Raw genomic sequence first — 25,429 nt, 5'->3', positions numbered from 1 at the left:
GGGTGTAAAAGTGCGGTAATCGCGCTACAGTAGGCCAGGCCACAAAGGAACGAAATATGGTTGAACTCCCCTCCTGCCGTGAGGATGAAAAAGCGGGCGGCATTCAGGTCATTGCCCGCGCGGCAAAAATTTTAAATGCTTTGGGTGAGCATCCCGGCGGTATGAGCCTGGGGGAGATCGCTCAGGCGGTGGATTTGCCGCGCTCAACGGTGCAACGCATTATCGCCGCGCTGGATAACGCCCAACTGGTGCGCAGCAGCGGCGCGGGTGGCTTACGTCTGGGGCCAGCGTTGCTGAAACTGATCTCCAGTGTGCACAGCGACGTGGTTGAAGTGGTACGTCCCTTCCTTGAACAACTTTCTGCTGCGACGAATGAAACCGTTTCGCTGGCGCGTGCCAGCGGGACGCAGTTGGCGATCGTCCATTATGTGGTGGCTTCGCGCGAACTGCGCGTGGTGCCGCGCATGGGACTGAACCTGCCGCTTTACAGCACCTCGGGTGGACGTGCTCTGCTGGCGCTGGAGAGCGATGATGATGTACGGGTTATTGTCGGTGAAGCGTATAAAGAGCTGACCGAAATGACGATAAAAACGCTGCCGCAATTGCTGGAGTTGATTGGCGAAGTCCGTAAAACCGGCTTCTCCTACGATCGTGGCGAGACGCTGGAAGGCATCTCCACCATGGCGGTGGCGATCGATACTTTATTTGGACGTTTTTCTATCTCACTACTGGTGCCGACAGCGCGTTTCCGTAAACATGAAACGCGTTATTGTGAGGAAATCCTGAAGTGTAAAGAAGCGCTAACCCGCGAAATTGGCAAAATGACCGCTGTTGAAGGATAACCACAAATGAAAACCTTGCTGATGGCCATAGATAACTCTCCGGTGGCGGAAAAAGTGATCGCCCTTACCATTGATCAGGCCCTGGCGCACCAGGCGCAGGTCGTGGTGCTGTGCTGCGTCGATCCCGCTTATTCATCCTGCAACCAACCGATCGAGATCGATGCCGGTGAAGATCCGGATGATTTTCTGGTGGCAAAGGATGAGCAGAATACCGCGGAAATGGTGGTACGCCATGCGCTCGCCCCCATTCTGCGGGCAGGAGTGGTGGCCAAAGGGATGATTCTGGCCGGTGAGGCGGCGGAAACCATTGTTGCGCAGTCGGCGGCGGTGCAGGCCAGCATGATCATCATGGGACGCCGTCATCTTTCGCCGTTTAACCGCCTGCTGAAAGGCTCGGTCAGTGCAGCCGTGATTGAACGTGCCAGCTGTCCGGTTCTGATTGACGTTCGCAAGGATTAATAACCGCTCCATGCTCTCGCTTTTCCCTATTACGCTGGCCGCCTTTGTGCTGCTGGCGGTGATTATTATTTTGCTGATACGTACCACTTCGCTCCGTCTCTGGCAGGGGGTGGTGTTGTTCCTGTTACCGGTGTTGCTGGCGAATCTGCTGTGGTTTAGCTGGCTGCATCCACGCCAGCAGCGGCAGGCGCTGGCAGCCGAAGTCGCCAGCCAGCTCAGCGAGGCACAGGGGTATCGCTTGCTGAAAACGCAGGAACCGGCGTTGTGGCAGCTGCTGAACCATGAACTGTTGCACAAACGCCTGGCCGGGGTGCCGCCGGATGAAGCGCTGGGCGAAATGCGTGGCTGGCTGCTCGACCTGGTCAACCAGCGCCTGATGCGCGCCAGTGATGCCGCTATCATCAATTATATTTCCGTGTCGGTTGAGGAGATGAAGGCGCTGCAACAGCAGGATGCACAAACCTGTTTCCGCTTCCTCTATCCGCAGGTGATTGGCGGCATTAATTTGCAACGCGTGCTATCACCCGCGCTGAATCAGCGTGATGCTCAGGCGCTGGATGAGTTGCTGGCGCAGAGCACCGGTGATGATCAGGTGGTGGATAACCAGGCGGCACAACGTGATTTGCAAAAAGTGGTGGGAACCCTGTACGGCAAATGGGGTGATCGCCTGCAACAGCTGAATATGCCAGCGGATACCACGGTGGATCGTTCTGCGATGTGTGCGATGTCGATTGACCTGTATAGCGGCATTCTGGCATTGCCTGCCAAACAAGCCGCCAATCTCTTGCGTAAAATGGTCAGCCTTACCGGATAGCGGGCAAAAAAAAGCCCGCTCAGCACGGGCATAAGGTCACAATCAGTCAGTCTCTTATTTCTTCACCTGGTGTGGTGCCGACTTCATTTTGTCTGAACACATCATGGCACTGCTGTGCTGATATGAATAACCGTTTGGTTTTATCAATTTGATTGGTAAAAGCTTGGTTTTGTGCAGACATTTCGCGCCTTATTCCTATGGAAAGGCGCTGTGCCGCCATTTACACTGCGGCATCGAATGAGGACATCATAATGAAAAAGTGGTTATTAGGCGCCATGGCGCTTTTAATGCTGACCGGTTGTAGTGTCAGCCAGCCAGGTGGATTTGAGCGTGTCGATGAAGATCCCAGTTCAAATACCGTTCAGTATCGCTACGATCCGCAGAAATTTAATCGCGATGCCATGGAAATAGATTTGGCAGAATATTGCAGCAAGCGTGGATTTGATAAAGTGGAATCGTTACCGGCGGAAGATAGTCATATACCAGGACTAAAGAAAGCCTGGTATCAATGTAATTACGCGGTGAAAAGCTAAAAAACAGGGCGGGGTATTTCCCCGCCCTTTTCTTTTTTATTATTTGCTGTGTGTGCTTTGCCCAATTACCACCGGCCATAACCTGGGCCGCCGTGGTGCCAGCCGCCGTGTGGCGGTCCCCAGCCCGGCCCGCGGTCATGTCTATACCCATGCCCTGGGTCAATAATACAACCACTCAGCATGACCATAACAGCGACAACAGACGCGACTTTTATTAATTTTTTCATGGAGAGTCCTCCTCTTTTCCAATGAGGCCAGATTACAACGGAAAAGTGGAGCGAAGATGCAGCCAATGTAGAGTTATTTCTGGATCTATTTCTGAATATTTCAAATCGATGGATGCGTTTGCGGAGAGGAATATAAACCAATCGGAATAAGCTGAATACAGGATGATAATAACGCGATTACTCTGAAAAGCAAGCCTGAATAATATCCGTTCTCAATTAACGCACATCGTGCAGAATTGTGGGATACCCGCTAAAGTCAGAGCAGTTTAAATAAGGAGAACATCATGGCGCGCGAAGTAAGAAATGTACTGGCATTGCAGGCGGAACTGGCGGAATGCCCGCTATGGTCAACCCGGGAACAGCTGCTGTGGTGCGTCGATATTCTGGCCCCCGCCATTCACCGCTTCGATCCAGCCAGCGGTGAGTTACGTACCTTCCCACAACAGGAAGAGGTGGGATGTATCGGACTGCGCGAGCAGGGCGGCCTGATTGCGGCTTTGCGCAGTGGTGTCTGGCTGCTGGATGATGAAGGCAAACCACAGCGCAAGCTGGCCGACAATCCGGGTATCGCGGCCAAAAGCCGTTTTAACGATGGCCGCGTGGATCCCTGGGGGAATTTCTGGTGTGGCAGCTTATGGGAACCGCAGGATAAAAACGGTGGCCTGTTGTGTCGCGTCACCCCCGATGGCGCGCTGCGGGTGATGGCGCAGGATGTCAAAATCTCCAACGGGTTGGCATTCTCGCCGGACCGTCAATGGATGTATCACAGCGATACGCCGAATGAGGTGCTGTATCGCTACCCGCTTGATGCGCAGAGCGGGGAACCGGGTGCACGTCAGCGTTTCCGGCAGTTTGACGCCAAAGGGGGATTACCGGATGGTGCCGCGGTGGATAGCGCGGGATATTACTGGTCAGCCCTGTTTGATGGGGGGCGTGTGGTGCGCATTGATCCGCTGACGGCAGAGATTGTTGATGAGATTGCTTTGCCGGTACGCTGGCCAACCATGGTGGCATTTGGCGGCGTAGATCTGAAGACGCTGTACATCACTTCATCGCGTGAGCATCGCACTGCTGAGGAGCTGGCACGTTATCCACAATCGGGCGATATTTTTGCGGTGGACGTTGCGGTAGCGGGAGTTGCTGAGCCGTTATTCAAAGGCTAAACAGCAGGATGCCGTGCTTTGGGGCACGGCATCAGAGGAGACTTAGCTTAGCTGCGATGTAACACCGGTTCCTGCACATCGTGACGTTGTGGCAGGCGGATGCTGATGGAGAGGAACAGTGAAATCACCAGCAGGGTCATAATCAGGCTGAAAGTGATGGTAAAGCCACCAAACACCGACGCTACCAGTGAACCCAGCACGCTACCGATACCAAAGCCAAGATAAATCAGGCCATAGTTTTTGGTCAGGTTATTCAGGCCGAAGAAATCGCTCACCAGTGACGGGAACACGGTGATGGTGCCGCCGAAGCTGAATGCCACACAGGCCAGAGAGATAAAGAAGGTGGATTCATTCATATGGGTGAACAGCAGGATACTCATGCCCAGCAGTGAAACCACCTGTGCCAGCGAAATCACCCGAATGCGTGCCATTTTATCGGACAGCACACCCAGAACCAGGCGACCACTCAGATTGGCGATGGCAATCACGGTTACGGCGTTGGCGGCGGTGGCGGTACTGAGATGTACCAGACCTTCGCCGATATCTTTCGCCACGCCAATCACATACAAACCACTCATGCAGGCAGTCAGGAACATCAGTGCCAGCATCCAGTATTGCGGTAAGCGTACGGACTGCGCCAGGGTGTAATCTTTCGCCTGCTGTACGGAAGCATTGTTGCTCTGTTGTACCGGGGCATCACGCATCAGCAACGCACCAATCACAATCATCACCATCGCCATAACGCCCCAGATGATAAAGGTGTTTGCCAGTCCCTGAGTGCTGAGTAACGCGCCACAGATAAATTTAAAACCCAGACTACCCAGGCCGTAGGCACCAATCGCACAGGCGGAAATCACCCCTTTACGTTCCGGGAACCATTTTACGCAGTTGGATAAGGTCATCAGATAACCCGCACCATCAGCCAGGCCGACCAGCACGCCAGCGCTGAGGTACAGCATCATCAGGTTATCGGCATGGGCGGTTAACCAGAAGCCCAGCGCCATCAGTACGCCAGCACCGATGGTGACATTGCGTACGCCAAAGCGTTCCTGCAATTTGCCCGCCAGTGAGGAAGCAATGGCCAGGCCAAGGCTCAGTAAACCAAAAGAGAAAGCCACCTGGCTGACGGGTGCATCGAGCTTCTGCGCCAGCTGACCGTTAAACAGACTCCAGGTGTAGACCGAACCCAGGGCAAATTGGGTCAAAATGGTGCCGGCAAGAGTTAGCCAGCGGGTACGTTGATAACTCGGTGTTGTGCTTTTCATTTTTTTCTCTCCCATCCGGGAATTCGGAAACTGAGGCGATGATAAGCCCCCCTCGCGTACGCGTGTGGGGAAAGGGCGTGAAAGGCTGTGAGGGCGGAATGAAATGCAGCGAAACGGGTATGAATGACATTGCGGACAGTCGTGCCTTGTCATCACATGTGAAGCTATTGCTCTGCGTGAAAAAATGTAACCAGATACGTCCATGGCGGCGCTTTAGCTGCAAAATGGTGAAGTTTTGCCAGGATTAAAATTCACTTAACAGGAGGAAATATGAAAGACCGAGCATATGAATCCGCGTCCAGTGAGGATGAAGTTTGCTGCATCATCGGTCAGGCGGTGATCGAGTTAAGCGATGAGCATCAACCGGTGAATAAATCCACGCTGTCGTTGAAACTACTGGCAATGGCCGACCGCGACAGAGACGATGAACGCATACTGCTTTACTGGATCGCCAGAAAAGCGATCAATCAACCTCACCAGCTCAATATCGGCGTGCAGGGCTGGCGCTAAGAGGACGAGAGAGCGGGCGCAATGCCCGCTCTCGTGTATTACGCCAGACGCAGACGTTTGGCTGCGGGCCAGCGTGCAAACATCACCATATTTCCCGCCAGAATCATCACCAGACCAACAATCGCATTGCTATGCCATTGATAACCTTCATATAGCGTCGATAAGGTCAGTGCCACCAGCGGGAACAGCAAGGTACTGTAGGCTGCCTGACTGGCACCAATGCGACCCACCAGGGTGAAGTACGCGCCAAATCCCAGCACCGAGCCAAAAATCGCCAGATAACTCATCGCACCCAGCCATTGCAGATTGAACGCCGGTGCCAGCGAATCACCGTTCAATACCGCGAGGACCGCCATGATCAGCGCACCATACAACATGGCGTAACTGTTGGTGGTGAGTACATCACGCTGACGGCGCTGGTGGCGCGTCGAAATCATGTTGCCAAAGGAGAAACCCAGCGTGCCGAGGGCGCTCAGCCCGACACCCCACAATAATTGCGGTGCCGGATGCGCGGCGCGGATATCACCCCAGAACAGCGCAACAATACCACCCAATCCCAGCATGGCGGCGGGCAACAGGCGAAATGAGGGGCGCTGACGGAAGAAAATCCAGCTGTTTAAAGCGTTATACAGCACCGCCATCGAGAAAATAACCGATTCCAGCCCGCTGCTGATCCAGGCGGCAGCATGATAGAAACAGACAAAATTGAAGCCGAACACGCAGCAACCCTGCAACAGGCAGAACAGATGATCCTGCGCATCCAGCTTTTTCAGGCGGCGAACCAGTTTCAGGATCACCAGCATTACCAGCGATGCCAGTAAAAAACGCCAGAACACCGCCACAAAGACCGGCGTATTGGCCGCTTCCTGCTGTAAAAAAATGGCGATCCAGGTCGTCCCCCAAATCATCACCACCGCCAGATACAACATCAGGTTCATTTTGCCTACTCCACAACAAATTTGTGTTGAGTGTGCCGTGCTGATTCCCGGCTGGCTTGCATCCCCTTGCGAACGAATTGCAAAATCTTGCGCTTTTTCCGCATGCGTCCCAATGTGGCCTGTTCTCTGTCCCGATGAATCCGTAAAATGCGGGTTATCAAATAAAGAGCGATCCTGACTATGCCCGACTACCAGACTTTTAACATGCTACAGCGACATAAAGCACAGCTGCGTGACAGCGTGCAGCTGAATAGTGGCATCAAGCTGGCGGCCTGGTTTAACAGTGGCGATCGCGTTACTAACCTCAGCGATCACCATACGCTTAGCCTGTACACCGCAGATGGCTACGATACCTGGCATAAAACGCAGCATGGCTGGCGCAATGGCGGCGGGCCGGATCGTTTCTGCCTGATGCCGTCCGGCACCGAATCGGTCTGGGACATCCGCGCTGACTTATCGTTTGTGCATCTTTATTGCACCGACCAGCACCTGCGCCAGATGGCGGAACAGATTTGGGACCGCGACGCGGCTCGCCTGAATCTGCATGAGAAAGTGTTCTCTGATGACGATCGTATCACCCAGCTGTATCGTCATTTCCTGCTCAGCACCGACTGGCAACAGCCCGCTAACCAACTGATGCTCAGCAGCGCATCAACCTTACTGATGACGCACCTGTTACAGCACTACAGTGATGTCCAGTGGCAGGCGCCACAGGTACGCGGTGGGCTGGCCCCGGTAGTGTTACGGCGCATTCTGGCGTATATCGATGAACATCTGGATCAACCATTAACCCTGGCGCAGCTGGCGAGTGAGGCGGCATTGAGCGAGTTCCATTTCGCTCGCATGTTCCGTACCAGCGCAGGTATCGCCCCGCATCAATATGTGATGCGTCGTCGTATGGATGAAGCCCTGACGCTGCTGAAGCATACCGCGCTGCCCCTCACGGACATTGCGTTGCGCTGTGGTTTTCACTCCTCCAGCCACTTCAGTAACCGTTTCCGTCAGCGGCATGGCCTGACGCCTTCGTTATGGCGGCGGCAGCAGGGGTGAGATCGTCTCGCGATACCCTCCAGGAAGGAATTGACTCTGCAACGTGATGAAACGCGGGATTTGTTCTGCGAGCCTCTTTGCATTTCACGTTTTTGCTGCGTTTTTTTGGTGATTTTTCTGCGGATGTCGTTAGCATGGCAAACGATAACTCCAGAAATTATCACGGAATTTACAATGACAGCTAACATGAGGAGATCAAATATGGAGATACGGACGTCAAAGCAGGACGTGGATCTTGCCGCGATGAAAATTGATTTGGCGGTAATCAAGTCAAATTACATGACTCGTAGCGATCTTCATGAAGAAATTGGCAAACAAACAAAATGGCTGATGGCGAGTATGGTGACGACAGCCGGGCTTTCTCTGGCACTGGCGCGCTGGTTATTTTGAATTTGGCTTTAAAAGGGCTGCAACCAGCCCTTTAATTTACCTGTAAGTCCCCATCCCTGATGTCATTAAATCTGCCGATCGGCACAACTCACTTTAGCAACACATTTCGTTGGTGACATAGATGTTATTCAGGTGGGATTAACAGGAAGGAAAGGCGACTCATGGCGTTCCCTGCAGGGATCGAACCTGCAACTAGCCCTTAGGAGGGGCTCGTTATATCCATTTAACTAAGGGAACGTCGGCGCGCAGTATAGCGTACCACCGACACGAATTTAACCGTGTGGCCACCGTTTGCTCAATATCTCAACAAATCAGAGGGATTTCTCACCTTTCCTTCCGTTTTTGCTCCGCGCGCGCTTTGGCTTTTGCCGCTTCACTCATGTCATTCCGAATCTGAGCGTGGCTGATTAAGGCAAAAATCAGTGTGCCGCCCGTAATGTTACCGAGCAGCGTTGGCAGGGCAAAGGGCCAGAAAAATTCATGCCACGCGATGTTGCCGGCAAACACCAGATACAGCACTTCCACCGAACCCACCACGATATGCGCCAAATCGCCCAGCGCGACCAGCCAGGTCATCATCACAATCACCACGATTTTCGCAGCCCCGGCATAGGGAAACATCCACACCATGGTGGCGATGATCCAGCCGGAAATCACCGCATTGGCGAACATCTCCCCCGGAGTATTCTCCATCACTTTTTCACTAATGACGGTGAATGCCTGACGAGTGGCATCGTCGAAAATTGGCATATGATTAAACGCCAGCGCGCCCAGCGCCGTACCGATCAGGTTACCTGCCAGTACCACGCCCCATAAGCGCAACAGCAACAGAAAATTACCCGAGGTGGGTTTGTGCATCACGGGTAATACCGCGGTAACAGTGTTTTCGGTGAACAGCTGCTGGCGCGCCATGATCACAATGACAAATCCGAAGGTATAGCCCAGATTTTCCAGCAAAAATGCGCCGGGTACGCCTGCAAGGTGCACCTGGAAAATCCCCTTGGCCATCAGGGATGCCCCCATAGAAAGACCGGCAGCAATTGCCGACCACAACAGGGCCATGCCATCGCGCTCCAGCTCTTTTTCCCCGTCCTGGCGAATCTCTTCATGAATGGCTGCGGCACGGGAGGGCAGAGCATCCTCATCGACTTCAATTTCCTTACCCTGATCTTTTTCGTCGCTTTCTACATCATTTGGACCTTGTGGAACTGATGATGACGATTTCATATTTTCCTCCGGTGATAATGCCGGTAAGCAATAAGCGTAGCCGTTTTACGCGACACTAATTTGTTACGTGAAATCAATTTAAGAGTAACAAGATTTTAACTGGGGCGATTTTTTGAACAGTTTATTGATTTCGTGCGCCCGTTTACCCCGTTCGGGGGAGGTGTGAGCCAGTTCACAGACTACGGCCCACAGATTCATTGTGGTATTATCCTGGCCTAATTTCATTGCTGTGATTCTCCCTTCTATGCTCGAAGTCATTAATCTCTCTTGCGTTCGCGATGAGCGTACCCTGTTCAATGGGCTGAGTTTTCGTGTTGAAGCAGGTGACATTGTGCAAATAGAAGGGCCGAATGGCGCAGGCAAAACGTCGCTGTTACGTTTACTGGCGGGACTGAGCCGGGAGGAAGAGGGCGAGGTGCAGTGGCAGGGGCAGCCGATACGGCAGCAACGGGAAACATGGCATCAAAACCTGCTTTATCTCGGCCATCATCCGGGGGTGAAATCGGTACTCTCCCCGCTGGAGAATCTGCATTTCTGGCATGGCGACAGCCACGGTGAGGCGATTTTTGCAGCACTGGAGCAGGTGGATCTGCTGGGTTATGAAGAGGTGCCGGTGGCGCAGCTTTCGGCCGGACAACAACGGCGCGTGGCGCTGGCTCGATTGTGGCTCAGTCCGGCAACGTTGTGGATTCTGGATGAACCGTTAACGGCAATCGATAAAGCCGGAGTGGAAAAACTCATGGCGCGTTTTGCCTGGCATGCCGATAACGGTGGGGCAGTGGTGCTGACCACGCATCAGGATTTACCGGATAGCGCGCAGCGCGTGCGCAAAATCCGCCTGACGTCGGAGTGGGCATGATGCTGGGGCGTGTTATTCAGCGCGAGCTGAAAATTGCTTTCCGCAGCGGTGCAGAAGTGATTAACCCGCTGTGGTTTTTCCTGATTGTCATCACGCTGTTTCCGCTGGGTATTGGTCCGGATCCACAGCAGTTAGCACGTATTGCGCCCGGTATTGCCTGGGTCGCTGCTTTACTGGCGTCACTGCTGGCGCTGGAGCGCCTGTTTCGCGATGACTTTCTGGATGGTTCGCTGGAACAGCTTTTGCTGTTGCCAACTCCGCTACCGGTAACGGTTCTGGGCAAAGTGATCGCTCACTGGCTGATTACCGGATTACCGCTGATTTTATTGTCGCCACTGGCGGCTCTGTTGCTCTCGCTGGATTTTGCCAGCTGGCGTGCCATGGCGTTGACCCTGCTACTGGGTACGCCAACCCTGAGTTTTCTTGGCGCGATTGGCACCGGATTAACCGTCGGGCTGCGGCGCGGCGGCGTGTTACTGAGTTTGCTGGTATTGCCGCTGGCGATACCGGTTTTAATTTTTGCCAGTGCGGCGATTGATGCCGCCGGACAGGGACTGCCGATTGGTGGCTATCTGGCGATTCTTGGCGCCATGCTGGCAGGCAGCGCTACGCTCTCCCCGTTTGCAACGGCGGCGGCGCTGCGTATCAGCCTGCATTAAATCGTGCATCCACAGAGATGCAGTAATCTCTCTTCTTATATTGTGAGCTATGCAAATGTGGAAATGGTTAAACCAGTGGGCAAAGCCTGAAAAGCTGTATCAGCTTTGTGGCCGCTTAATTCCCTGGTTCGCGGTACTGGGGGTTGCCACCTTGTTGCTGGGGTGGGCGTGGGGTTTTGGTTTTGCGCCCGCCGATTATCAGCAGGGTGACAGCTTCCGCATCATGTACATCCATGTGCCTGCGGCGATGTGGTCAATGGGCGTGTATGCGTCGATGGCGATTGCGGCGTTTATCGGCCTGGTGTGGCAGATGAAGATGGCTGACCTGGTATCGGCGGCGATGGCACCGGTTGGGGCGGTGTTCACCTTTATCGCGCTGATCACCGGTTCTGCCTGGGGTAAACCCATGTGGGGTACCTGGTGGATTTGGGATGCGCGTCTGACCTCCGAACTGGTACTGCTGTTCCTTTATATGGGAGTGATTGCGCTGTATCACGCCTTTGACGACCGCCGTACTGCGGGTCGTGCCGCCGGGATTCTGATTCTGGTCGGTGTGATTAACCTGCCAATCATCCACTTCTCGGTGCAATGGTGGAATACCCTGCATCAGGGCTCGTCTGGCATCCTGCAACAGGATATTGCGCCAAGCATGCGTACTCCGCTGCGCTGGGCCATTCTCGGTTATTTGCTGGTCTTCATCTCGCTGACGTTGATGCGCCTGCGCAACATGATTTTGTTTACCGAACGTCATCGCCCCTGGGCGATTGAGGTAGCACAGGGAGGGCGCAAATCATGACGCCAGCTTTCTCTTCCTGGCAGGATTTCTTTGCCATGGGCGGTTATGCCTTTTATGTCTGGCTCGCCGTCGTCTTAACGCTGATTCCGCTGATTGGTCTGGTGCTGCACACCGTGCTGTTTCGCCGCCGGTTACTGGCGGAAATTCGCCAGCGTCAATCCAGGGAGCGTCGCATCCGTGCGGCCAAATCGAAGAAAGCCGCCAGTGAAGCGGCAGGAGAATCCGTGTGAATATCCGTCGTCGTAACCGCCTGTATGTGGTGGTGGCGGTATTGGTGGGCTTAGGCCTGGCCACCGCATTGGTGATGTACGCGCTGCGTTCCAACATCGACCTGTTCTACACCCCGAGTGAAATCTTGTACGGCAAGGGCGAGAACCATCAGAAACCTGAGCCAGGCCAGCGTCTGCGCGTGGGTGGCATGGTGATGCCGGGCAGCGTTAAACGTGATCCGAAAACCCTTGCTGTGTCGTTCAAACTGTATGACGCCAACGGCGTGGTGAGTGTCAGCTACGAAGGTATCCTGCCGGACCTGTTCCGTGAAGGGCAGGGTATTGTGGCGCAGGGCGTGCTGGAAGACGGCAACCTGGTGAACGCCAAAGAAGTGCTGGCGAAGCACGATGAAAAATATACGCCACCGGAAATTCAGGACGCGATGAAGAAAAACCACAAAGGACCTGCGGCAACATACCAGCAGGCGGGTGCCCAATCATGATGCCAGAAATTGGCAGCTTTCTGCTCTGCCTGGCGCTGGGACTGGCGCTACTGTTAAGTGTTTATCCATTATGGGGCGCGGTGCGCCAGGATGCGCGTTTGATGGCGCTGGCACGACCGCTTACCTGGGGAATGTTTGCCTGTATTGCAGGCGCGTTTCTGGTGCTGGTGCACGCATTTATCGTCAACGACTTCACCGTGGCCTATGTCGCGACCAACTCCAATACGCTGCTGCCGGTGTATTACCGCATAGCGGCGACCTGGGGTGCACATGAAGGTTCGTTGCTGTTATGGGTGCTGCTGCTCAGCACCTGGACGCTGGCGGTGGCGATTTTCAGTCGCGGCATGCCGCAGGATGCGCTGGCGCGCGTACTGTCGGTGATGGGGATGATTAACCTCGGCTTCCTGCTGTTTATCACCCTGACATCGAACCCCTTTACCCGCACCTTACCGAACTTCCCGATTGATGGCAGCGATCTTAACCCGATGTTGCAGGATATCGGCCTGATTTTCCATCCGCCGTTGCTGTATATGGGCTATGTCGGTTTCTCAGTCGCGTTTGCCTTTGCCATTGCTTCGCTGATGGCGGGCCGACTGGATACCGCCTGGGCGCGCTGGTCACGTCCGTGGACCACCGCCGCCTGGGTATTCCTGACTATCGGCATCGTGCTTGGCTCGGCCTGGGCTTATTACGAGCTGGGCTGGGGTGGCTGGTGGTTCTGGGATCCGGTAGAAAACGCGTCCTTTATGCCGTGGCTGGCCGGTACGGCGCTGATGCACTCGCTGGCGGTGACGGAAAAACGCGGCAGTTTCAAATCCTGGACAGTGCTGCTGGCGATCACCGCGTTCTCGCTCAGTCTGCTGGGGACTTTCCTCGTACGTTCTGGCGTGCTGGTGTCGGTACACTCGTTTGCGTCCGACCCGGCGCGCGGCATGTTTATCCTCGCCTTCCTGGTGATCGTGATTGGCAGCTCGCTGTTGCTGTACGCGATTAAAGGGGGCCAGGTACGTAGCCGGGTGCAAAATGAAGCCTGGTCGCGTGAATCTTTCCTGCTCGGCAATAACGTCCTGTTGATTGCCGCCATGCTGGTGGTGCTGCTGGGAACCCTGTTGCCGCTGGTGCATAAGCAGCTGGGCCTGGGCAGCATTTCCGTCGGTGAACCCTTCTTTAATACCATGTTCACCTGGCTGATGGCGCCGTTCGCGCTGATGCTGGGCATTGGGCCGCTGGTGCGCTGGCGTCGTGACGAACCGCAGAAGCTGTGGAAGCGTCTGGGGATCGCGCTGCTAGTTACGCTGATCCTCTCTATCGCTCTGCCGTGGTTGTTGCAGGATCGCATTGAAGCGATGACGGTGATCGGGCTGCTGATGTCGATTTGGGTGATCCTCCTGACGCTGATGGAGCTGCATGAACGCGCCACCCATCGTCACACTTTCTTTTCCGGTCTGCGTCATCTGACGCGCAGCCACTGGGGCATGGTGCTCGGTCATCTCGGCGTTGCGGTGACGGTGATTGGTATCGCCTTCAGTACGCAATACAGCGTGGAACGCGATGTGCGCATGAAGTCTGGCGATAATGTTGATATCCATAATTATCACTTTATTTTCCGCGATGTTCACAACCTGCAAGGTCCGAACTACAGCGGTGGCGTGGCGATCATCGACGTGACCCGTGATGGCAAACCGGAAGCGGTGCTGCATGCGGAAAAACGCTTCTATACGGCGGCGCGTACCATGATGACCGAAGCCGCGATCAGCGGTGGCTTTACCCGCGATCTCTACGCCGCGTTAGGAGAAGAGCTGGATGATGGCTCCTGGGCGGTGCGTATTTATTACAAACCGTTCGTGCGCTGGATTTGGTTCGGCGGCGTGTTTATGGCGGTGGGTGGCCTGCTGTGTCTGCTCGATCCGCGTTATCGTTCGCGCAAAAAAACGCCACGGGAGGAGCAGGCATGAACAAGAAGATCCTTTTTATTCCGCTGGTATTGTTTCTGCTGCTGGCGGCGGCGCTGCTGTGGCAGTTGTCGCGCAACGCCAACGGTGACGACCCGACGTTGCTGGAATCTGCGTTGATCGGTAAACCGGTGCCGGTATTTAAGCTGGAAGCCCTCGACAAACCGGGCAAAATCTACAGCCAGCAGGTTCTGACCGATGGCAAGCCGATTCTGCTTAACGTCTGGGCCACCTGGTGTCCTACTTGTCGCGCCGAGCATGAATATCTCAACACGCTGGCGGAAAAAGGCATTCGCGTGGTCGGTCTTAATTATAAAGACGACCGCACCAAAGCCGTGACCTGGTTGAATACGCTGGGCAATCCTTACGCACTCAGCCTGTATGACGGTGATGGCATGCTGGGTCTCGATTTGGGTGTTTATGGCGCGCCAGAAACCTTCCTGATTGATGGTAAAGGCATTATTCGCTATCGCCACGCGGGCGACATGAACGAGCGCGTCTGGCAGCAGGAAGTGAAACCGCTGTGGGATAAATACAGCAAGGAGGCAGGCGCGTGAAACGGCTGCTTCTTTTGCTCGCGGGGGTGCTGCTGAGCACCAGCCTGTGGGCAGCGATCGATACTTACCAGTTCGATTCGGTACAGCAGGAGGAGCAGTACCGCGACCTGACCGGTTCGCTGCGCTGCCCGAAATGCCAGAACAACAGCATTGCCGATTCCAACGCCATGATTGCGGCGGATATGCGCCTGAAAGTGTATGAATTGATGAAGCAGGGGCAGAGCCGACAGCAAATCATCAATTACATGGTGGCGCGCTATGGCAACTTCGTGACCTATGAACCTCCGGTCACGCCATCTACCCTGATTTTGTGGGTTGGCCCGGCGCTGTTTGTGGTGCTGGGTGGCCTGATCATTATCCTGCGCAGTCGCCAGCGTAAAACGCGCAGCGAACTGGATGAAAACGAACAACAGCGCCTTGCGGCGATTTTGAAGCGTGACGGGAAGTCGTAATGAGTGGATTCTGGATTACCCTGATTATTTTACTGGCTGCGGCTTGTGCGTTGTTTCTCAGCGCGGGCTGGCGTCAGCGCGTGGCCAGCAATGGCGATCGCGATCGTCTGAATACTGACTTTTATCAGCAGCGCCTGCGTGAACTGGAGCGGGATGAAGAGGAAGGTGTGGTAGCGGAGCGTCCGGAAATGGTACGCGAGCTGCAACAAACCTTGCTGACCGATGTTCCGCAACCGGGTGAAGCCGCGCGCAACCAGCAAAGCAGCCGCTGGATTCTGTTGCCGGGCGTCGGATTACTGGTGGTGGTGTCGCTGGGAATGTATCTGAAAACCGGCGGGCTGGCGCAGCTGGCGGGTTGGACGTCAGTGCAGGAGGAATATCCGGCGCTGCGCGCGCGCGTGATGGACCCGCAGGCCAAGCCGTTGACCATGGAAGAACTGGCGCGACTGCAACTGGGGCTACGTACTTCACTGCAATCCGACCCGCAAAACCTGAATGACTGGACCATGCTGGGCCGCCTCGGCATGGTGCTGAACAATGCCAGCGATGCCAGCCAGGCGTTCGAACGGGCGTTGCAGCTGGCTCCGAATAATCTGGAACTGCAGCAGGATTACGCCGAGGTGCTGACGCGCTCCAGCGATCCGCAGGATAATCGTCAGGCCAGCGTGTTGCTGCGTGACCTGCTGAAACGCGATCACAGCAACGTGCGTACCCTGAGTTTGCTGGCATTTAACGCCTTCGAACAGCAGCAATATGACGAGGCGATTGGTGCCTGGCAGATGATGCTGAAACTGTTACCGGCCGGGGATAAGCGTATCGCGATGATCGAGCGCAGTATTGAACAAGCGAAAACTGACGCGGGACAGCAAAATACGCATCTGGCATTGACGGTGAGTTTAAATCCGCAGGCAGAAAAAATGTTGCCGCAGGGCGGAGTGATGTATATTTCTGTTACTGACGGTGTATCACCGGTGCCTGTGGCTGTGAAGCGTTTTCCGCTCAGCCATTTCCCGTTATCGCTCACGCTGGATGACAGTAACGCTATGATGCCTGACCGTTTATTGTCGGCGCAGCATCAGGTGCAGATCCGGGTTCGTATTTCGCGCGATGGTAGCGCCAATCCTCAGTCTGGCGATTGGTTTGGTTTAAGCGCGGTTACCCCCTGGGATGGTCATCAGCAACTTGCTGTGGAAATTAATCAGCAGCAGCCCTGAAGCGATACACCATTTTCACGCACAGGGAGATAAGAATGAATTACCGCCTGACCGGTCTGGCGCTGGCCAGCGTATTGCTGGTGGGATGTGCCAGTTCCAAACCGGCCGACAACGACGTACCTGCGCAGCGCAGTGACCCGCTTGAAGGCTTTAACCGCACGATGTTTAACTTTAACTACAACGTGCTGGATCCTTATGTGGTGCGTCCGGTAGCGGTGGCCTGGCGCGATTACGTGCCAGTGCCTGCGCGTACCGGGTTGAGTAATTTCCTCGGCAACCTCGACGAACCGGCAAGTATGGTCAACGCCTTCCTGACCGGTGAGCCGCGTCGGGCGATGATCCACTTTACGCGTTTCTTCCTGAACACCACGTTAGGTCTGGGTGGTTTTATCGACGTGGCAGGCAAAGCGAACCCGGAGCTGGCGCGTGAAGAACCGCACCGCTTTGGTAGTACGCTGGGTCGTTATGGTGTGGGCTATGGTCCGTATGTGGAATTGCCGGCTTATGGTAGCTTTACCATCCGTGAAGACGGGGGGGATTTTGCCGATACGCTCTATCCGGTGCTGAGCTGGCTTACCTGGCCGATGTCGATTGGTAAATGGACGCTGGAAGGGGTGGAAACCCGTGCCCAGTTGCTCGATTCCGACGCCATCCTGCGCCAGCAGAAGGACCCTTATGCCTTTGTGCGTAACGCTTACTTCCAGCGCCACGATTTTCTCGCCAGTGGCGGTAAGCTGAAGCCGGAAGAAAACCCGAACGCGAAAGCGATTCAGGGTGATCTCAACGAGATCGATGCGCAATAAATAAGAAAAGCGGCTGCAATAGCCGCTTTTTTATTTGTAGCGGCGCGATTTATCGCGCGCTTTTGTCCTTAAATATCGCAATTAGAACTTATAGTTAAAGCCCGCCGCATACAGCATCGCTTTACCTTCAGATCTAAAGGTGTAATTGCCTTCTTTGATGGTCACATTCTGGCCATGCATATAGGAAACACCGACATCCACTGACGCATCCTTATTGAAGGCGTAAGACGCACCGGCGCTCAGCCACAGGCGATCCTGGTCGGGAATGGAGATAGAGCGTTTATCTGCTGGCACCGGGCTGTCATCAAAGGCGATACCGCCACGGAAGGTCCAGTTATCATCGTAGAAGTAAGTGGTACCCAGCGCGATGCGGTAGGCATCGTGGAAGCCTTCGTCTTTGTAGAACAGGGTCTGGCCATTGTTGGTGGCTTTCAGCTCCTGGAACTGGCTCCAGCTGGTGTAGGTCAGGCTATAGTGAACCGCCCATTGCGGTGCCACTTTATGCCAGCCAGACACTTCCCACATTTCTGGCAGATTCAGTGTCAGAGAACCCGGAATAGTCGAACCACCGGTGGCATACGGCAGGCCTAAACCCATTGCCTGGTTGATCGGGTTGACGTATGTCGGCAGGTTACTTTTATATTCGCCGTCGAAGTCGATTTTCACTTCTGAGCGATAGGTAAAGCCAAAGCGGTTATTTTTATCCACTTCGTACAAAATACCGGCATTCCAGCCATAGCCCCATTCGTTGCCTTTCAGGCGGGCGATTTGTGTATCGGCAGGAATACCGAGCGCAGCGCCCGATTCACCGGCGTAACGTTCGATTTTCGCTTTGGCATAGACCGCATCAAAACCGACACCGAAGCTGAAGTGTTCATTCAGGCGATACGCCGTACTGATATTAAAGTTGCCGGTCGTCAGATCGGTCGTACCGCCGTAACCGCCTGCGGTATAACCGTTATTAAATTCGGTCGCCAGTCCGTAGTTAGAAGTAACGGAAGCACCCACCCACCATTGATCATTAATAGGGTGTACGTAGTGGATATTAGGGATCCACTGATTAGGCGCGATATTTTTAGCATCAAGGCTGCGACCCGTAGGACTGGTGCCGCTGATATTGACGTCAGGATCAATATAAACCGCGCCGATGGAAAATTCAGGACGATCCATCAATGCCATGGTTGCCGGGTTACGGCTGGCGGAGGCGGCGGTATCCCCCATTGCTCCTTCACCAGAATATGCACGACCTAAACCAATTGCTGAAAATTCGTTAAGTTGAAAGCCCGCTGCATAAACATGAGAAGAGACGAGCGCTACTGCAGCTGCCACAGCCGACTTTGCAAACAGGTTCTTATGGTTCATGACCACAACCTCATATAAATTATTATTGAACGTTGTTACATCGCGTAACAAGGGACGGCGGATTGTAGGGACTGACGACAGAGACACATATCAGACCAGTGCGACGAGTATAGGTCGGACCTGTGTCATTGTTGCAATAATGTTTTTAAAATATTTCCAGTTTGATCGATAAAATCAGATCTGCTTAACAAAATCTTTGCCATCAGCTTTCAGCATAGCGAGTCAAATTTGTTCTGGATCAATTTATAGTGTGATATTCGTCACTTAGCAGGCTGTGCGTGGCGATGGTGGGGTATCAGGCGTACACTTTGAGGCAGAAATAATCCCTTTTTGTCTGTTTTATCATCAGGAGAAGACGATGACTGATGCCATTAAAAACTGTAGTGCGAACGAAACAGCAGCCTGCTGCTGTGTGGATGTTGGCACCGTCATGGATAACACCGACTGCGCTGCCAGCTGGTCTGGGTTGTTTGCTGACCGCCACGCGGCTGAAGCCATGCTCAAACATTTAACTGACCGGGCGCGCCAGGTTGAATCCGAACCCTGTGATATCCGCTCACGCTTTGATGAAGAAGCCGCCGGTGTGCGTCTGAATATCGATTTCACTTTTGCCTGCCAGGCAGAAGCGCTGATCTTCCAGCTCGGCCTGCGATAATCCTCCCTCGTCTGCCGGACCCCGCTCCGGCAGCGTTTTTCAATTTCGTGTTGCTCCTCGCACTTTTTCTCTCTGCATATTGGCGACTTACGCGCTCCTGGTTAACACTGATGATCAGGTCAGACCTCTTTAGGCAATGATGCCCCGGTCAAATATCACAGGTGACAGTCGATGAGCAAAGCGCAGCCGCTGCTGACGCGTCAGGGCGAACGCATCGCCATAACCCACGGACTTCGTACTCCTTTTGCCCGCCAGGCGAGTGATTTTCATGGCATTCCGGCGCTGGAACTGGGAAGGATGGTGGTGAGTGAACTCATGGCGCGCAGCGAACTGCCGGTGGACGTTATCGATCAACTGGTGTTTGGCCAGGTGGTGCAGATGCCAGAGGCACCGAACATTGCCCGTGAAATCGTGCTGAGCAGCGGCCTGAGCGTGCGCACCGATGCTTACAGCGTCAGCCGTGCTTGTGCTACCAGCTTCCAGGCGGTGGCGAATGTGGCGGAAAGCCTGATGGCAGGCAGCATCGATGCCGGGATCGCGGGCGGGGCTGATTCCTCATCCGTGTTGCCGATTGGCGTCAGCAAAACCCTGGCGCGGGCGCTGGTCGATCTCAACAAAGCGCGCCGCTTCAGCCAGAAATTACAGATTTTGCGCCGTCTGCGTCCGCGTGACCTGCTGCCGGTGCCACCCGCCGTCGCGGAGTATTCCACAGGCCTGCGCATGGGGGATACCGCAGAACAGATGGCAAAAACCCATGGCATCACCCGTGAACAGCAGGATGCGTTAGCGCTGCGTTCACACCAGCGTGCCGCGCGCGCCTGGGAATCGGGAGTGCTGGCGCAGGAAGTGATGCCCGCCTTTGTGCCACCGTGGAAAGCACCGGTCGAGCAGGACAACAACGTGCGTTTCAACGCCAGTGCGGCGGATTATGCCCGGTTACGTCCGGCCTTCGATCGTCGCCACGGTACGGTGACCGCAGCCAACAGCACGCCATTAACCGATGGTGCGGCGGCGGTGATCCTGATGCGTGAAGGCCGCGCCCGCGAGTTGGGCATTACGCCGCTTGGCTACCTGCGCAGCTATGCCTTCAGCGCTATTGATGTCTGGCAGGATATGCTGCTGGGGCCGGCTTATGCCTCGCCGCTGGCGCTGGAGCGTGCAGGCGTGAGCCTGAATGACCTGACCTTAATTGATATGCACGAAGCTTTTGCGGCACAGACACTGGCAAATCTGAAAATGTTCAATGATGAGCGTTTTGCGCGCGAGGTGTTGAACCGCCCACATGCCCTCGGCGAAGTGAATGAAGAACGATTTAATGTGCTGGGCGGATCGATTGCTTATGGACATCCTTTTGCCGCTACCGGTGCGCGCATGATCACCCAAACCTTGCAGGAACTGCGGCGGCGCGGTGGCGGGCTGGGTCTGGTGACCGCCTGCGCAGCGGGTGGATTAGGGACCGCTATGGTACTGGAGGCCGAATAATGAGTGATTCCGCATTCCATCTGCACATGCGCCTCGACCATATCGGCGTAATCACCATTGATGTGCCGGGTGAAAAAATGAACACCCTGAAGGCGGAGTTTGTGCCGCAGATTATGGCGGTGCTGGCTGAAGCTCGCCGCGATCCACAGCTGGCCGGGCTGGTGTTGATTTCCGGCAAGCGCGATAACTTTATCGCCGGGGCGGATATCAGCATGATTGACCGCTGCACTACCGCCGAAGAAGCTGAAGCCCTGGCACGCCAGGGGCAGGAGGTGATGGCGACCATCGCTGCGTTGCCTTTTCCGGTGGTGGCGGCGATTCACGGTGCCTGTCTCGGCGGTGGTCTCGAACTGGCGCTGGCATGCGATGCGCGTATCTGTTCGCTGGATGACAAAACCCGTCTTGGTCTGCCTGAAGTCCAGCTGGGCTTATTGCCAGGCTCCGGAGGCACGCAACGGCTGCCACGGCTGATTGGCGTGCAGCACGCGCTGCCGTTGATCCTGACCGGCAAACAGCTGCGGGCAAAACAGGCATTGAAGCTGGGGATGGTGGATGATGTGGTGCCGCAATCCATTCTGCTGGAAACGGCCGTTGCGCGGGTACTGCAGGGTAAAAAGACGCTGCGGACGCTGCCGTGCCGCGACCGGCTGATGCAGGGGCCGATTGCCAGACATTTGTTGTTCGCGCTGGCAAAACGTCAAACCGACAGCAAAACCCACGGCAACTATCCGGCTGCCGATCGTATTTTGCAGGTGGTGCGTACCGGGCTGGAGCAGGGCAGCAGTGCCGGCCATGAAGCCGAAGCGCGTGCTTTTGGTCAGCTGGCGATGACCCGCGAGTCCGCCGCGCTACGCAGCCTGTTCTTTGCCTCCACCGCGATGAAGAAAGAAGCTTTTGCTGACGCTACACCGCGTACGTTAACGCAGATCGGCGTATTAGGCGGCGGTCTGATGGGCGGGGGCATTGCCAGCGTAACGGCGCTGAATGCGGGGTTGCCAGTACGCATCCGCGATATCAATCTCAGCGGCATCAACCATGCGTTGCAGTACAGCTGGGATCGACTGACTCAACGCCTGAAGCGCCGCCAGATCAATGCTGCGCAGCGTCAGCAACAGATGGCGTTGATCAGCGGCAGCCAGGATTATCAGGGCTTCGCCCGGCGCGATCTGGTGATTGAGGCGGTATTTGAAGATTTGGCGCTGAAGCAGCAAATGGTGGCAGAAATTGAGTCTCATAGTCAGCCACATACCATTTTTGCTTCCAACACCTCATCGCTGCCGATTGGCGACATTGCGGCCCACGCGCAGCGCCCGGAAAACGTTATCGGCCTGCATTTCTTCAGCCCGGTGGATAAAATGCCGCTGGTGGAGGTGATTCCGCACAGTGGTACCTCGGTGGAGACGCTGGCGACCACGGTGCAACTGGCGCGTGAGCTGGGTAAAACCGCAGTGGTGGTGGCGGACAGACCGGGGTTTTACGTCAATCGCATTCTCGCACCCTATATAAATGAAGCGATGCGCTGCCTGCTGGAAGGTGAACCGATTGAACATATCGATCGGGCGCTGGTGAAGTTTGGTTTTCCGGTCGGGCCGTTGCAACTGCTGGATGAGGTCGGTATCGACGTCGGCAGTAAAATCAGCCCGATTCTGCAACAGGCATATGGTGAACGCTTCAGCGCGCCGGAGGCGGTCGGAAAGATCCTCGCCGACGATCGTAAAGGGCGGAAGAATGGCAAAGGCTTCTATTTATATGCGCGCAGCCGCTGGCCGACGAAACGCAAAGGCAAAGCCGATGCTTCGATTTACAGTCTGCTGGGGATTAAACCGCAGGCGCAGCAGAGTGAGTTACAAATTGCTACGCGTTGCGTGATGATGATGCTGAACGAGGCCGCACGTTGTCTGGATGAAGGCGTGATTCGTAGCGCACGCGATGGCGATATTGCCGCCGTATTTGGTATTGGTTTTCCCCCCTTTCTCGGCGGGCCTTTCCATTATATGGATCAACGTGGGGCGGGGGAGATGGTCAATACATTAAACGCTTTAATGCAGCGCCATGGCGATCGTTTCGCCCCTTGTGACGCCCTGATGACGGCGCTACAACAACAAACGAAATTTTACATTTCTGCACAAATCTGAATAGGCTTACAGATTCAGCGGGTTAGATAGCCTGCTAAGAAATGGCTTACGCGGTAGCATTCCGAGATATGCTTATTTAATAAACAACCGGTTGACTATACTGAAGCCATTGCGGTAAAACACAGCGTTCATTCGCAGAATGAAGCGTCTGGTGCTGTGGTACCGGACGATATCGACAAACAACAGCGGTGCTTTATGCAAGTTTTTATCATGCGTCATGGCGATGCGGCTCTGGAAGCAGCAAGTGATTCAGTCAGACCACTCACGATTTGTGGATGCGATGAATCGCGCCAGATGGCGAGCTGGCTTAACGGCCAGGCGCTGGATATCGAACGGGTGCTGGTCAGCCCTTATCTGCGTGCCGGGCAAACCCTTGCAACGGTACGTGAAGCTCTGACTCTGCCGGAAGAGCAGGACGTGTTGCCAGAGCTGACGCCAGGGGGCGATCCGGGGCTGGTGGCCTGTTATTTACAGGCACTGGCGAACGAAGGCGTGAAATCGGTGCTGGTGATTTCGCACCTGCCGCTGGTGGGATATCTGGTTTCTGAACTCTGCCCGCAGGAAACGCCACCGATGTTTGCCACCTCGGCGATTGCCTGCGTCAATTTTGACCCGGCAGCCTGCGAAGGCAAGCTGGAATGGCAGGTCAGTCCATCCAAACTGGCTAAAGCGATGTAATCCCGCCGTGGGCCGCTCCTGAGCGGCCCTGATTTTTTAAGGCAGCACTGGCGGTTGCCACTCTTCTACTTCAATCAGCACCAGCAACGCGGCGTCGCCGCCAAACATTTTCGGTGCCTGATGAAATGCCATCACCCACGGATGTTGTGCCAGCCACAGCGGCGTTTGCTGCTTGAGGATATGTTTACCGTGGCCGGTCATCACGCTGGCGCAGAACAAATGCTCACGACGACAGGCGGCAATTAACGCACCGAGTTCCTGTTTGGCCTGCATCTGGGTTAAGCCGTGCAGATCGAGAAAAATTTCCGGGGTATAGTCGCCACGGCGCAGTTTTTTCAGCTCATAATGGCTGACGTCAGCGCGTACGTAGCGCATCGGACCGTCGCTGGACAGCAACGGCTGAAACTCGTCGGAGAAGTAATGGCTGTTGTCGGCCTGTTCGGAAAGCAGCCTTTTCAACGGTACTTCGCGCGTTTTCACCACCGGTTTATGCACGATGGTGTCCTGTTTCATTTTGCGCGTTCCGCTCATTAACTGGCGAAACAGCGCCTGATCGTCCTGGCTTAGCGGCGTCTTCTTACTCATGTCTCAATAGATATCATCAGAAATGGCGGGGGAACCCGATGCCATACCTTACCTTTAAGTGTTAACTAATGTCAGCTTTTTCACCTTGCCGCGCTGAATTCTGCCCGGCTTCATGGCAAACTATCGGCCGATTGATTTTATGGCCTGCTGGAGGGCTACGTGGACAAAATTTTCGTCGATGAGGCAGTCAATGAACTGCACACCATTCAGGATATGCTGCGCTGGGCTGTCAGCCGTTTTTCTGCGGCCGGTATCTGGTATGGCCACGGCACAGACAACCCCTGGGACGAAGCGGTGCAACTGGTCCTGCCCACCCTCTGGCTGCCGCTTGATATCCCGGAAGATATGCGCCATGCGCGCCTGACGGCCAGCGAGCGCCATCGCATCGTGGAACGCGTGATTCGCCGCGTGAACGAGCGCATTCCGGTGGCCTATCTCACCAATAAAGCCTGGTTCTGCGGTCACGAATTTTATGTCGATGAGCGCGTGCTGGTGCCGCGTTCGCCGATTGGTGAATTGATTGAAAACCGCTTCGCCGGGCTGATCGGCGATAATCCGGCACATATTCTCGACATGTGTACCGGCAGCGGTTGCATCGCCATTGCCTGTGCTTACGCCTTCCCGGAAGCGGAAGTGGACGCGGTGGATATCTCCACTGACGCGCTGGCGGTGGCGGAACGGAATATTGAAGAACACGGTTTGCTCAACCATGTAACGCCGATCCGTGCTGACCTGTTCCGTGCTCTGCCGGGCGTGAAATACGATCTGATCGTCACCAACCCGCCGTATGTGGATGCGGAAGACATGGACGATCTGCCGGGTGAATATCGCCACGAGCCGGAGCTGGGTCTGGCGGCAGGCAGTGATGGCCTGACGCTGGTGCGCCGCATCCTCGCCTGTGCACCGGATTATCTGAGCGAGCAGGGCGTATTGATTTGTGAAGTGGGTAACAGCATGGTGCATATGATCGAGCAGTATCCCGATGTGCCCTTTACCTGGCTGGAGTTCGACAACGGTGGCGACGGCGTATTTATGCTGACCCGTCAGCAAATCGTTGATGCACAGCATCACTTCTCTTTCTACAAAGACTAAAAACGAGGGCGAGTGTAC

29 protein-coding genes and 1 tRNA gene are annotated in these 25,429 nt (G+C 55.1%); 23 read left to right on the top strand and 7 right to left on the bottom strand.

The genetic code is table 11. The features are described 5' to 3' along the window. Window positions 1-56 precede the first annotated feature (56 nt). Genes HA50_RS13930 through HA50_RS13920 form a run of 3 tightly spaced genes read left to right on the top strand, consistent with a single transcriptional unit; the run spans window position 57 to window position 2,115 of the window. Window positions 57-842, top strand: coding sequence for an IclR family transcriptional regulator (locus tag HA50_RS13930; protein ID WP_084876194.1), 786 nt, complete (start codon window positions 57-59; stop codon window positions 840-842). 6 nt (window positions 843-848) lie between these two features. Beyond that, entirely contained in the window at window positions 849-1,301 is a 453-nt protein-coding gene (locus tag HA50_RS13925; protein WP_084876193.1) for a universal stress protein, read from the top strand. 10 nt (window positions 1,302-1,311) lie between these two features. Next, on the top strand, window positions 1,312-2,115 hold the full coding sequence (locus HA50_RS13920; RefSeq protein WP_084876192.1) for a hypothetical protein: 804 nt from the start codon (window positions 1,312-1,314) through the stop codon (window positions 2,113-2,115). A gap of 46 nt (window positions 2,116-2,161) precedes the next feature. Here the strand turns inward: HA50_RS13920 and HA50_RS32010 are convergent, their stop codons facing one another. Further along, window positions 2,162-2,296, bottom strand: coding sequence for a hypothetical protein (locus HA50_RS32010; protein ID WP_276329371.1), 135 nt, complete (start codon window positions 2,294-2,296; stop codon window positions 2,162-2,164). Between the two features lie 70 nt (window positions 2,297-2,366). Between HA50_RS32010 and HA50_RS13915 the strand changes: the two genes are divergently transcribed. Then, on the top strand, window positions 2,367-2,648 hold the full coding sequence (locus HA50_RS13915) for a lipoprotein (protein WP_084876191.1): 282 nt from the start codon (window positions 2,367-2,369) through the stop codon (window positions 2,646-2,648). 511 nt (window positions 2,649-3,159) lie between these two features. Further along, window positions 3,160-4,038, top strand: a complete 879-nt coding sequence (locus HA50_RS13910) for an SMP-30/gluconolactonase/LRE family protein (protein ID WP_084876190.1) — start codon at window positions 3,160-3,162, stop codon at window positions 4,036-4,038. A gap of 47 nt (window positions 4,039-4,085) precedes the next feature. Here HA50_RS13910 and HA50_RS13905 read toward each other — a convergent pair whose 3' ends face one another. Then, window positions 4,086-5,303, bottom strand: coding sequence for an L-lactate MFS transporter (locus HA50_RS13905; RefSeq protein ID WP_084878538.1), 1,218 nt, complete (start codon window positions 5,301-5,303; stop codon window positions 4,086-4,088). A 270-nt stretch (window positions 5,304-5,573) separates the two neighbouring features. Here HA50_RS13905 and HA50_RS13900 point away from each other — a divergent pair, with 270 nt between their 5' ends. Next, window positions 5,574-5,813: a hypothetical protein gene (locus HA50_RS13900; protein WP_013509957.1), complete on the top strand. Its 240-nt coding sequence runs from the start codon at window positions 5,574-5,576 to the stop codon at window positions 5,811-5,813. Between the two features lie 38 nt (window positions 5,814-5,851). Here HA50_RS13900 and HA50_RS13895 read toward each other — a convergent pair whose 3' ends face one another. Further along, on the bottom strand, window positions 5,852-6,751 hold the full coding sequence (locus HA50_RS13895) for a DMT family transporter (protein ID WP_084876189.1): 900 nt from the start codon (window positions 6,749-6,751) through the stop codon (window positions 5,852-5,854). A gap of 180 nt (window positions 6,752-6,931) precedes the next feature. Here HA50_RS13895 and HA50_RS13890 point away from each other — a divergent pair, with 180 nt between their 5' ends. Both HA50_RS13890 and HA50_RS31705 read left to right on the top strand, forming a co-directional pair. Further along, the gene (locus tag HA50_RS13890) at window positions 6,932-7,801 is read left to right on the top strand and encodes a helix-turn-helix domain-containing protein (RefSeq protein WP_084876188.1); all 870 of its coding nucleotides are present in this window, start codon (window positions 6,932-6,934) and stop codon (window positions 7,799-7,801) included. Window positions 7,802-7,831: 30 nt separating this feature from the next. Then, window positions 7,832-8,191 (top strand): hypothetical protein, encoded by a 360-nt coding sequence (locus tag HA50_RS31705; protein ID WP_244193583.1) that lies wholly within the window; start codon window positions 7,832-7,834, stop codon window positions 8,189-8,191. A gap of 162 nt (window positions 8,192-8,353) precedes the next feature. Here HA50_RS31705 and HA50_RS13880 read toward each other — a convergent pair. Together HA50_RS13880 and HA50_RS13875 are read right to left on the bottom strand one after the other, a co-directional pair. Then, window positions 8,354-8,428 (bottom strand) — tRNA-Arg (locus tag HA50_RS13880). A gap of 87 nt (window positions 8,429-8,515) precedes the next feature. Further along, window positions 8,516-9,418 carry a formate/nitrite transporter family protein gene (locus HA50_RS13875; protein WP_084876186.1) on the bottom strand — a complete coding sequence of 301 codons (903 nt, stop codon included), beginning with the start codon at window positions 9,416-9,418 and terminating at the stop codon, window positions 8,516-8,518. 244 nt (window positions 9,419-9,662) lie between these two features. Here HA50_RS13875 and ccmA point away from each other — a divergent pair, with 244 nt between their 5' ends. The 10 genes from ccmA to mlaA are packed head-to-tail and all read left to right on the top strand — an operon-like array spanning window position 9,663 to window position 17,422. Beyond that, on the top strand, window positions 9,663-10,277 hold the full coding sequence (ccmA, locus tag HA50_RS13870) for a cytochrome c biogenesis heme-transporting ATPase CcmA (protein WP_084876185.1): 615 nt from the start codon (window positions 9,663-9,665) through the stop codon (window positions 10,275-10,277). Continuing rightward, a complete protein-coding gene (gene ccmB / locus HA50_RS13865; protein ID WP_084878536.1) occupies window positions 10,277-10,936 on the top strand; it encodes a heme exporter protein CcmB in 660 nt (219 codons plus the stop codon). Before ccmA ends, ccmB begins: the two co-directional genes overlap by 1 nt. 55 nt (window positions 10,937-10,991) lie before the next feature. Beyond that, a complete protein-coding gene (locus HA50_RS13860; RefSeq protein ID WP_084878534.1) occupies window positions 10,992-11,732 on the top strand; it encodes a heme ABC transporter permease in 741 nt (246 codons plus the stop codon). Then, window positions 11,729-11,962: a heme exporter protein CcmD gene (ccmD, locus tag HA50_RS13855; RefSeq protein ID WP_084876184.1), complete on the top strand. Its 234-nt coding sequence runs from the start codon at window positions 11,729-11,731 to the stop codon at window positions 11,960-11,962. The genes HA50_RS13860 and ccmD overlap by 4 nt, the downstream gene beginning before the upstream one ends. After that, complete coding sequence (gene ccmE, locus HA50_RS13850; RefSeq protein ID WP_084876183.1) at window positions 11,959-12,444, top strand: cytochrome c maturation protein CcmE; 486 nt, start codon at window positions 11,959-11,961, stop codon at window positions 12,442-12,444. Before ccmD ends, ccmE begins: the two co-directional genes overlap by 4 nt. After that, on the top strand, window positions 12,441-14,399 hold the full coding sequence (locus HA50_RS13845; RefSeq protein WP_084876182.1) for a heme lyase CcmF/NrfE family subunit: 1,959 nt from the start codon (window positions 12,441-12,443) through the stop codon (window positions 14,397-14,399). The genes ccmE and HA50_RS13845 overlap by 4 nt, the downstream gene beginning before the upstream one ends. Then, window positions 14,396-14,953 carry a DsbE family thiol:disulfide interchange protein gene (locus HA50_RS13840; RefSeq protein WP_084876181.1) on the top strand — a complete coding sequence of 186 codons (558 nt, stop codon included), beginning with the start codon at window positions 14,396-14,398 and terminating at the stop codon, window positions 14,951-14,953. The genes HA50_RS13845 and HA50_RS13840 overlap by 4 nt, the downstream gene beginning before the upstream one ends. Beyond that, a complete protein-coding gene (locus HA50_RS13835) occupies window positions 14,950-15,405 on the top strand; it encodes a cytochrome c-type biogenesis protein (RefSeq protein WP_084876180.1) in 456 nt (151 codons plus the stop codon). Before HA50_RS13840 ends, HA50_RS13835 begins: the two co-directional genes overlap by 4 nt. Beyond that, the gene (ccmI, locus tag HA50_RS13830; RefSeq protein ID WP_084876179.1) at window positions 15,405-16,619 is read left to right on the top strand and encodes a c-type cytochrome biogenesis protein CcmI; all 1,215 of its coding nucleotides are present in this window, start codon (window positions 15,405-15,407) and stop codon (window positions 16,617-16,619) included. The genes HA50_RS13835 and ccmI overlap by 1 nt, the downstream gene beginning before the upstream one ends. A gap of 35 nt (window positions 16,620-16,654) precedes the next feature. Next, entirely contained in the window at window positions 16,655-17,422 is a 768-nt protein-coding gene (gene mlaA / locus HA50_RS13825; RefSeq protein WP_084876178.1) for a phospholipid-binding lipoprotein MlaA, read from the top strand. A gap of 81 nt (window positions 17,423-17,503) precedes the next feature. Here the strand turns inward: mlaA and fadL are convergent, their stop codons facing one another. Then, window positions 17,504-18,784, bottom strand: a complete 1,281-nt coding sequence (fadL, locus tag HA50_RS13820; protein WP_084876177.1) for a long-chain fatty acid transporter FadL — start codon at window positions 18,782-18,784, stop codon at window positions 17,504-17,506. 358 nt (window positions 18,785-19,142) lie between these two features. Here fadL and HA50_RS13815 point away from each other — a divergent pair, with 358 nt between their 5' ends. The 4 genes from HA50_RS13815 (at window position 19,143) to sixA (ending at window position 23,734) form a co-directional block, all read left to right on the top strand. Continuing rightward, complete coding sequence (locus HA50_RS13815; protein ID WP_084876176.1) at window positions 19,143-19,439, top strand: YfcZ/YiiS family protein; 297 nt, start codon at window positions 19,143-19,145, stop codon at window positions 19,437-19,439. A gap of 171 nt (window positions 19,440-19,610) precedes the next feature. After that, window positions 19,611-20,921 carry an acetyl-CoA C-acyltransferase FadI gene (fadI, locus tag HA50_RS13810; protein ID WP_084876175.1) on the top strand — a complete coding sequence of 437 codons (1,311 nt, stop codon included), beginning with the start codon at window positions 19,611-19,613 and terminating at the stop codon, window positions 20,919-20,921. Then, the gene (gene fadJ, locus HA50_RS13805; RefSeq protein ID WP_084876174.1) at window positions 20,921-23,056 is read left to right on the top strand and encodes a fatty acid oxidation complex subunit alpha FadJ; all 2,136 of its coding nucleotides are present in this window, start codon (window positions 20,921-20,923) and stop codon (window positions 23,054-23,056) included. Before fadI ends, fadJ begins: the two co-directional genes overlap by 1 nt. Before the next feature lie 195 nt (window positions 23,057-23,251). Next, window positions 23,252-23,734, top strand: a complete 483-nt coding sequence (sixA, locus tag HA50_RS13800) for a phosphohistidine phosphatase SixA (protein WP_084876173.1) — start codon at window positions 23,252-23,254, stop codon at window positions 23,732-23,734. Window positions 23,735-23,770: 36 nt separating this feature from the next. Here sixA and smrB read toward each other — a convergent pair whose 3' ends face one another. Beyond that, the gene (gene smrB, locus HA50_RS13795; RefSeq protein WP_084876172.1) at window positions 23,771-24,319 is read right to left on the bottom strand and encodes an endonuclease SmrB; all 549 of its coding nucleotides are present in this window, start codon (window positions 24,317-24,319) and stop codon (window positions 23,771-23,773) included. Window positions 24,320-24,478: 159 nt separating this feature from the next. On the opposite strand from smrB, the gene prmB reads away from it, so the two are divergent. Then, window positions 24,479-25,411 carry a 50S ribosomal protein L3 N(5)-glutamine methyltransferase gene (gene prmB / locus HA50_RS13790; protein ID WP_084876171.1) on the top strand — a complete coding sequence of 311 codons (933 nt, stop codon included), beginning with the start codon at window positions 24,479-24,481 and terminating at the stop codon, window positions 25,409-25,411. Window positions 25,412-25,429 lie beyond the last annotated feature (18 nt).

This window comes from Pantoea cypripedii (genome assembly GCF_002095535.1).
GTDB classification, from domain to species: domain Bacteria; phylum Pseudomonadota; class Gammaproteobacteria; order Enterobacterales; family Enterobacteriaceae; genus Pantoea; species Pantoea cypripedii.
The sequence above is the reverse complement of the archived record's forward strand: the minus strand, read 5'-3'. Positions and strand labels throughout refer to the sequence as shown.

Coding starts and splice junctions, on each gene's coding strand:
- HA50_RS13915 (WP_084876191.1), top strand. CDS start 2,367: ATGAAAAAGTGGTTATTAGGCGCCATGGCGCTTTTAATGCTGACCGGT.
- HA50_RS13900 (WP_013509957.1), top strand. CDS start 5,574: ATGAAAGACCGAGCATATGAATCCGCGTCCAGTGAGGATGAAGTTTGC.
- HA50_RS13930 (WP_084876194.1), top strand. CDS start 57: ATGGTTGAACTCCCCTCCTGCCGTGAGGATGAAAAAGCGGGCGGCATT.
- HA50_RS13845 (WP_084876182.1), top strand. CDS start 12,441: ATGATGCCAGAAATTGGCAGCTTTCTGCTCTGCCTGGCGCTGGGACTG.
- HA50_RS32010 (WP_276329371.1), bottom strand. CDS start 2,296: ATGTCTGCACAAAACCAAGCTTTTACCAATCAAATTGATAAAACCAAA.
- HA50_RS13875 (WP_084876186.1), bottom strand. CDS start 9,418: ATGAAATCGTCATCATCAGTTCCACAAGGTCCAAATGATGTAGAAAGC.
- HA50_RS13840 (WP_084876181.1), top strand. CDS start 14,396: ATGAACAAGAAGATCCTTTTTATTCCGCTGGTATTGTTTCTGCTGCTG.
- ccmA (WP_084876185.1), top strand. CDS start 9,663: ATGCTCGAAGTCATTAATCTCTCTTGCGTTCGCGATGAGCGTACCCTG.
- sixA (WP_084876173.1), top strand. CDS start 23,252: ATGCAAGTTTTTATCATGCGTCATGGCGATGCGGCTCTGGAAGCAGCA.
- HA50_RS13905 (WP_084878538.1), bottom strand. CDS start 5,303: ATGAAAAGCACAACACCGAGTTATCAACGTACCCGCTGGCTAACTCTT.
- HA50_RS13860 (WP_084878534.1), top strand. CDS start 10,992: ATGTGGAAATGGTTAAACCAGTGGGCAAAGCCTGAAAAGCTGTATCAG.
- fadJ (WP_084876174.1), top strand. CDS start 20,921: ATGAGTGATTCCGCATTCCATCTGCACATGCGCCTCGACCATATCGGC.
- HA50_RS13895 (WP_084876189.1), bottom strand. CDS start 6,751: ATGAACCTGATGTTGTATCTGGCGGTGGTGATGATTTGGGGGACGACC.
- fadL (WP_084876177.1), bottom strand. CDS start 18,784: ATGAACCATAAGAACCTGTTTGCAAAGTCGGCTGTGGCAGCTGCAGTA.
- HA50_RS13920 (WP_084876192.1), top strand. CDS start 1,312: ATGCTCTCGCTTTTCCCTATTACGCTGGCCGCCTTTGTGCTGCTGGCG.
- HA50_RS13890 (WP_084876188.1), top strand. CDS start 6,932: ATGCCCGACTACCAGACTTTTAACATGCTACAGCGACATAAAGCACAG.
- ccmD (WP_084876184.1), top strand. CDS start 11,729: ATGACGCCAGCTTTCTCTTCCTGGCAGGATTTCTTTGCCATGGGCGGT.
- mlaA (WP_084876178.1), top strand. CDS start 16,655: ATGAATTACCGCCTGACCGGTCTGGCGCTGGCCAGCGTATTGCTGGTG.
- fadI (WP_084876175.1), top strand. CDS start 19,611: ATGAGCAAAGCGCAGCCGCTGCTGACGCGTCAGGGCGAACGCATCGCC.
- ccmB (WP_084878536.1), top strand. CDS start 10,277: ATGCTGGGGCGTGTTATTCAGCGCGAGCTGAAAATTGCTTTCCGCAGC.
- HA50_RS13925 (WP_084876193.1), top strand. CDS start 849: ATGAAAACCTTGCTGATGGCCATAGATAACTCTCCGGTGGCGGAAAAA.
- ccmI (WP_084876179.1), top strand. CDS start 15,405: ATGAGTGGATTCTGGATTACCCTGATTATTTTACTGGCTGCGGCTTGT.
- HA50_RS13910 (WP_084876190.1), top strand. CDS start 3,160: ATGGCGCGCGAAGTAAGAAATGTACTGGCATTGCAGGCGGAACTGGCG.
- smrB (WP_084876172.1), bottom strand. CDS start 24,319: ATGAGTAAGAAGACGCCGCTAAGCCAGGACGATCAGGCGCTGTTTCGC.
- HA50_RS13815 (WP_084876176.1), top strand. CDS start 19,143: ATGACTGATGCCATTAAAAACTGTAGTGCGAACGAAACAGCAGCCTGC.